1 protein-coding gene is annotated in these 3027 nt (G+C 66.1%); it reads left to right on the top strand.

Annotated features, from left to right (window positions below; genetic code table 11):
* The first annotated feature begins 192 nt into the window (after nucleotides 1-192).
* On the top strand, nucleotides 193-2862 hold the full coding sequence (locus tag JXA24_05975) for a pyruvate, phosphate dikinase (GenBank protein MBN1283300.1): 2670 nt from the start codon (nucleotides 193-195) through the stop codon (nucleotides 2860-2862).
* Nucleotides 2863-3027: the final 165 nt, after the last annotated feature.

Raw genomic sequence — 3027 nt, 5'->3', positions numbered from 1 at the left:
GGAGAGGATCGGGGCACTCTTCGCAGCGGGGCTCGAGGAGGGCGGATTCCGTAGCCTGTGATGATCCGACCGACGAAAGCCCAGCGAGGAGCCGGCGCCTGAGGCGACGAGCGTAGCGAGAAGAGCGCGCCGATCCTCTCAGTCTGCATAGCCAGCCGCCTTAAGCGGCGTTATAACAAAGGAGGAAGTGAGATGAGCAACAAGCATGTGTACACGTTCGGCGCGGGAAAGGCCGAGGGCAACGCGACGATGAAGAACCTGCTCGGCGGCAAGGGCGCAAACCTCGCCGAGATGAGCGGGCTGGGCATCCCGGTGCCTGCCGGCTTCACCATCACGACCGAGGTCTGCACCTATTACTACGACCACGACAGGGCCTACCCGAAGGAGCTCGAGAAGCAGGTCCAGGAGGGGATCCACTCCGTCGAGAAGGCGATGGGAGCGAAGTTCGGCGATCCGAAGAACCCGCTCCTGCTATCGGTGCGCTCAGGCGCGCGCGCCAGCATGCCGGGCATGATGGACACCGTGCTCAACCTCGGGCTCAACCAGGAGACGATCCGCGGGATCGTCGACAGGACTGGCAACGAGCGCTTCGCCTACGACTCATATAGGCGCTTCATCCAGATGTACTCCGACGTGGTGCTCGGAGCCGAATCGCACCACTTCGAGACGATCATCGACGAGATGAAGGCGCAGAGGGGGGTGAAACTCGACACCGAGCTCACCGCCGACGACCTCAAGGAGCTGTGCACCCGCTTCCGCGAGCTCGTGAAGCGCGACCTCGGCCGCGATTTTCCGGACGACCCGAAGGAGCAGCTCTGGGGCGGCATCGGCGCGGTGTTCAAGTCGTGGATGACCCCGCGCGCTATCGAGTACCGCAGGCTCCACGCCATCCCGGCCAACTGGGGCACCGCGGTCAACGTGCAGGCCATGGTCTTCGGCAACATGGGCGAGGACTGTGCCACCGGCGTCGCCTTCACGCGCGACCCCGGCACCGGCGACCGCCGCTTCTTCGGCGAGTACCTGATCAACGCGCAGGGCGAGGACGTGGTGGCCGGCATCCGCACCCCGCAGCCGATCAACGTGGCGGCGAAGAAATCGCCTGACGAGAGGTCGCTCGAGGAGGCGATGCCGAAGCTCTACTCTGAGCTCGAGGGCATATACAGGAAGCTCGAGAAGCACTACCGCGACATGCAGGACATCGAGTTCACGATCCAGCAGAACAAGCTCTGGATGCTGCAGACCAGAAACGGCAAGCGCACCGGGCCGGCCGCGGTCAAGATCGCGGTGGACATGGTGAACGAGAAGCTCATCGACAAGGCGGAGGCGCTAAAGCGGGTGGCCCCCATGCAGCTCGACCAGCTCCTCCACCCGCGCCTCGACCCCAAGGCGAGGCGCGAGGTGGTGGCCAGGGGCCTTCCCGCGTCGCCGGGCGCGGCGGTGGGGCAGGTGGTATTCACGGCGGACGAGGCCGCGAACTGGCACAGGGACGGCAGAAAGGTGATACTCGTGAGGCTCGAGACGTCGCCCGACGATATCAAGGGCATGGCGGTCGCTCAGGGGATACTGACCGCCCGCGGCGGCATGACCTCTCACGCGGCCGTGGTGGCGCGCGGCATGGGCACGCCCTGCGTGGCCGGCTGCGGCGAGCTCGCGGTCGACGCGGAACGCAAACAGGCGCGCATCGGAGAGATAACCCTCTTCGAGGGGGATCCTGTGACCATCGACGGTTCCACCGGCGAGGTGATGCTGGGAGAGCTCCCCACGATTCCGCCCGAGCTCACCGGCGATTTCGGCACATTCATGGCCTGGACCGACGAGTTCCGCAGGCTCAAGGTGCGCACTAACGCGGACACCCCGCACGACGCCCAGGTCGCGCGCAACTTCGGGGCAGAGGGCATAGGCCTAACGCGCACCGAGCACATGTTCTTCGAGGGCGACCGCATCGACGCCTTCCGCGAGATGATACTCTCCGAGGACATAGAGGGGCGCAAGAGGGCGCTGGCAAAGATCCTTCCGATGCAGAAGGGCGACTTCAAGGGCATCTTCAAGGTGATGAGCGGCTACCCCGTGACGATCCGCCTGCTCGACCCGCCCCTGCACGAGTTCCTGCCCCACACCGACGAGGAGATCGAGGACCTCTCGAAGAAGATGGGGGTGCCGGGGGAGAAGCTGCGCGCCAAGGCCGCGGAGCTGCACGAGTTCAACCCCATGCTCGGCCACCGCGGCTGCCGCCTGGGCGTGACCTACCCGGAGATATACGCGATGCAGACGCAGGCGATCATGGAGGCGGCCTGCGAGATCACGCGCGACGAGAGGGTCGTGTGCGTCCCCGAGATCGAGATCCCGCTCGTCGGCCACAGCCACGAGCTCATGCAGCTGCGCGCGGTGTGCGACAAGGTGTGCCAGGAGGTGATCTCGCGCACCGGCGTGAAGGTCGACTACACCATCGGCACGATGATCGAGCTGCCGCGCGCGGCCATCGCCGCGGGCGAGATAGCGAAGCACGCCGACTTCTTCAGCTTCGGCACCAACGACCTCACCCAGACAACCTTCGGCTTCTCGCGCGACGACGCGGGCAGGTTTCTGGGCGAGTACGTTCAGAAGCGGATCCTGCCCTGCGACCCGTTCGTCACCATCGACCGCGACGGCGTGGGCCAGCTCATGAGGATGGGGGTCGCGCGCGGACGCGAGACCAACCCCAAGCTCGACATCGGCATCTGCGGCGAGCACGGGGGCGACCCGGATTCGGTCGCGTTCTGCAACGAGATCGGGCTCAACTACGTCTCCTGCTCTCCCTACCGCGTGCCCATCGCCAGGCTCGCCGCCGCCCAGGCGGCGCTCGAGCAGGGCAAGAAGCACTGAGGGAGTGCTCCGGATCCCCCGCAGCAGACGGAGCGGGTCGGGTTGCTCTTCTCGCTACGCTCGTCGCCTCAGGCGCCGGCTACGCCGGGGCGCAGTTACCACGCCCCGGCACTTCAGCATCAGATGAACCATACAGTCGGAAGGTCGTCGCTGGGCTTTCGTCGG

The sequence above is a fragment of the Pseudomonadota bacterium genome, from assembly GCA_016927275.1.
Taxonomy (GTDB): Bacteria; UBA10199; UBA10199; order 2-02-FULL-44-16; family JAAZCA01; genus JAFGMW01.
Note: the sequence above shows the minus strand (reverse complement) of the source record. Positions and strands in the feature narration are given on the sequence as shown.

Bases quoted from the DNA above. Each gene is read 5' to 3' on its own strand.
- JXA24_05975 (MBN1283300.1), top strand. From the start codon at position 193: ATGAGCAACAAGCATGTGTACACGTTCGGCGCGGGAAAGGCCGAGGGC.